This is a genomic window from Duganella sp. Root198D2 (assembly GCF_001428585.1).
GTDB lineage: Bacteria > Pseudomonadota > Gammaproteobacteria > Burkholderiales > Burkholderiaceae_D > Rugamonas.
This window is the reverse complement of the sequence record NZ_LMIC01000043.1, coordinates 1-2,372: the sequence shown is the minus strand read 5'-3', so window position 1 is coordinate 2,372 and position 2,372 is coordinate 1. Positions and strand designations below refer to the sequence as shown.

At 56.7% G+C, this 2,372-nt stretch carries 5 protein-coding genes; 2 read left to right on the top strand and 3 right to left on the bottom strand.

All coding sequences use genetic code 11. From position 1 onward, the window contains the following. Nucleotides 1-64: 64 nt before the first annotated feature. Entirely contained in the window at nt 65-220 is a 156-nt protein-coding gene (locus ASE26_RS30875; protein WP_156398078.1) for a hypothetical protein, read from the bottom strand. A gap of 147 nt (nt 221-367) precedes the next feature. Between ASE26_RS30875 and ASE26_RS21895 the strand changes: the two genes are divergently transcribed. Together ASE26_RS21895 and ASE26_RS21890 are read left to right on the top strand one after the other, a co-directional pair. Next, on the top strand, nt 368-727 hold the full coding sequence (locus ASE26_RS21895) for a helix-turn-helix domain-containing protein (protein ID WP_200953820.1): 360 nt from the start codon (nt 368-370) through the stop codon (nt 725-727). A gap of 377 nt (nt 728-1,104) precedes the next feature. Continuing rightward, entirely contained in the window at nt 1,105-1,713 is a 609-nt protein-coding gene (locus ASE26_RS21890; protein ID WP_055933673.1) for a histidine phosphatase family protein, read from the top strand. A 210-nt stretch (nt 1,714-1,923) separates the two neighbouring features. Here the strand turns inward: ASE26_RS21890 and ASE26_RS30870 are convergent, their stop codons facing one another. Both ASE26_RS30870 and ASE26_RS31705 read right to left on the bottom strand, forming a co-directional pair. Then, nucleotides 1,924-2,115, bottom strand: a complete 192-nt coding sequence (locus ASE26_RS30870; protein ID WP_156398077.1) for a hypothetical protein — start codon at nt 2,113-2,115, stop codon at nt 1,924-1,926. Between the two features lie 76 nt (nt 2,116-2,191). Beyond that, nucleotides 2,192-2,372, bottom strand: a 181-nt coding sequence (locus ASE26_RS31705) for a hypothetical protein (RefSeq protein ID WP_229208201.1), incomplete at its 5' end; no start/stop codon positions are given.

Below are 2,372 nucleotides of genomic sequence, written 5' to 3'. Positions count from 1 at the left end.
AAAAATGCAGGAATTACGGGGCAGCGCCATGCAGCTGTGGAATTGGAAATGGGCACAGCTTAAACTAAGCGGCAAAGTGTCTTGACTGATGGGTCCACTTTAAAACGCCGATGCGGTCCTTGCCGCTTTTCTTGAGATCGATGCCGGCCGACTCGACTAAGCGCTCGACGGACACCTCATTCTTTAGCTGCTCGATGTCATTTTCGGGGATACGGGCCATTTTTCGTCTTCAGCTCAAAAACCTGTCAAGGGGGTAAAAATATAAATAACTGCCTTGATCATTACTCTATTTCAGAGTATTGTCAACTCTGTTTCTAAAAACAGGAGGTATCTTATGAGGTCACATACGCACCTTTGGATGGATGCAATGGCCTCAAACGACAAGCCGTTCTTCGTGGAGCTGGGCAAGCGCATCGCTCAACTGCGGCGCGAACACGACATGACGCAGCAGCAACTAGCCGAAGTGCTCGGCATCGCACAGCAGACACTCGCCCATTACGAGGTGGCGCGCCTGCGCGTGCCGGCGTCGATGCTGCCGACCCTGGCTGAGACTTTTAAGGTGCAGGTGGATGTGCTGCTGGGCCGGACAGCCACCCCGCGCGGCGGCAAGCGCGGGCCACCTTCGCAACTGGAGCGCAGCATCGAGCGCATCAGCGAGCTGCCCAAGCAGAAACAGCGCTTTGTGATGGAAATGCTGGAAACGGTGCTGGCTCAGGCCAACGCCTAGCGCTCTTTCTTAGCAGCTAAAAAAAAAGCCGTACCCTGAACCCACGCGCAAGCAGCGGGTTGGGGACGGCTTTTTTTATTTAAAAGAAGAGCTACAGCTCTCACCACGTCACGAGGCGCAGTCCGTTGCAAACTTGATGGGTGCAGCGTCCGTAGGACGCAGGGATGCAAAGGGAATTTCCCTTTGGCGCGCAATATGAGGGCGTAACTCGTCAGAGTTATGTAATCATATTTGTCGTGCCTACTTGAGGCGTTTTTTTCACGGACGGTTGCATTTTGCGTGCATCCTGGTTGCATCAGGTTGCAAGCTGCTTGCATGTGGTTGAACAGAGCGGGACCGGTATTTTTTAACAACTACGATAGCTGGCCAGGCATTGCATGTTCACCGTCCGCTTTATCCGCCACGCCGAGAGTGCCGCCAATGCCGGCGCCGCCACGTCCGATCCCGCCTCGATCCCGCTCACGCCACGCGGCCATGACCAGGCGCGGGAGGTCGGCAACCGCTTTAGCGCTGCGCCCGATTTGATCGTATGTTCGCCCTTCCTACGCGTCCAGCAAACGGCCGCACCGACGTGCGCACGCTTTACGGCCGCGCCGGTGGAAACGTGGGCGGTGCAGGAATTCACGTATCTGGCCCCGGCGCGCTGCGCGCACACGACGGCCGAACAGCGCAGGCCGTGGGTGGCACAGTATTGGGATGCGGCCGACCCGCTGGCAGTCGATGGCCCTGGCGCCGAATCGTTCGCCGCCTTCATGTGGCGCGTGTCGGCCGCACTGGACCGGCTCGCAGAATTGCCACTGGCGTCGGTCGCGCTGTTCGGTCACGGCCAGTTCATGCAGGCCGTGCGCTGGTCCATCACCAGTCGCCCCTTGGTCATCGATACCGATGCCATGCGCGCTTTCCACACCTTCGACCTGGCCCACCCCATCGCCAATTGCGCGCACTTTACCGCCGTCCACGATGGCGGAATCTGGTCACTTTCCTGAGCCGGGAAGCGCGCGCGCCCGGCAGTGGGCGCCTGTATTACATTTTTCCGTAATAATCCGTTTGCGATCAACGCGCTACGCCCGATTGTAATACGGAAGGATCTTTTGTATTACACGGAAAGCCATATTCCATAAGGGTTACTTTGGCACCTGTAAGGTGCGTATGGTGTAGAGCAATTTGGACGGCGCAAACCACCACGATTTCAACATTTAACGCGCCCGCAGACCTTCGCGGAAGCCGTTAAAAAGCGTATCCATCCATGGTTTTTTCGCACCGGCTGCAAATCCGTGAAATTCGGCGCAACCATCTGCAACCATCGGCAACAATCTGCAATGCAGTGAAATTTTCCGCAATAAGTTGAAACCTTCGCTGGCGCCGAACCAAAGCGCAGCCGCATGCATCAGGTAGTCATGTTGCAGGGTATGGGGGCGCTTTAGCCCCCATGTAGACCACCACACTCGCCCGCTGTTGGCGCGTTTACGCGGTCGTGCTGCCGGTCTGCGCTGGCCGGGTTCGCGCCATGCCAAACCTCTCTTTATTGACCACCTGATTCTCCTTTAGTCGGCCCTGAACAATTAAACGGCGCCTGAATCTAAAGGTGAAATGCGCAAATAACGCTGCTGAGATTTGCAAGGTTTCGCTAAAATGGGCGCAATTC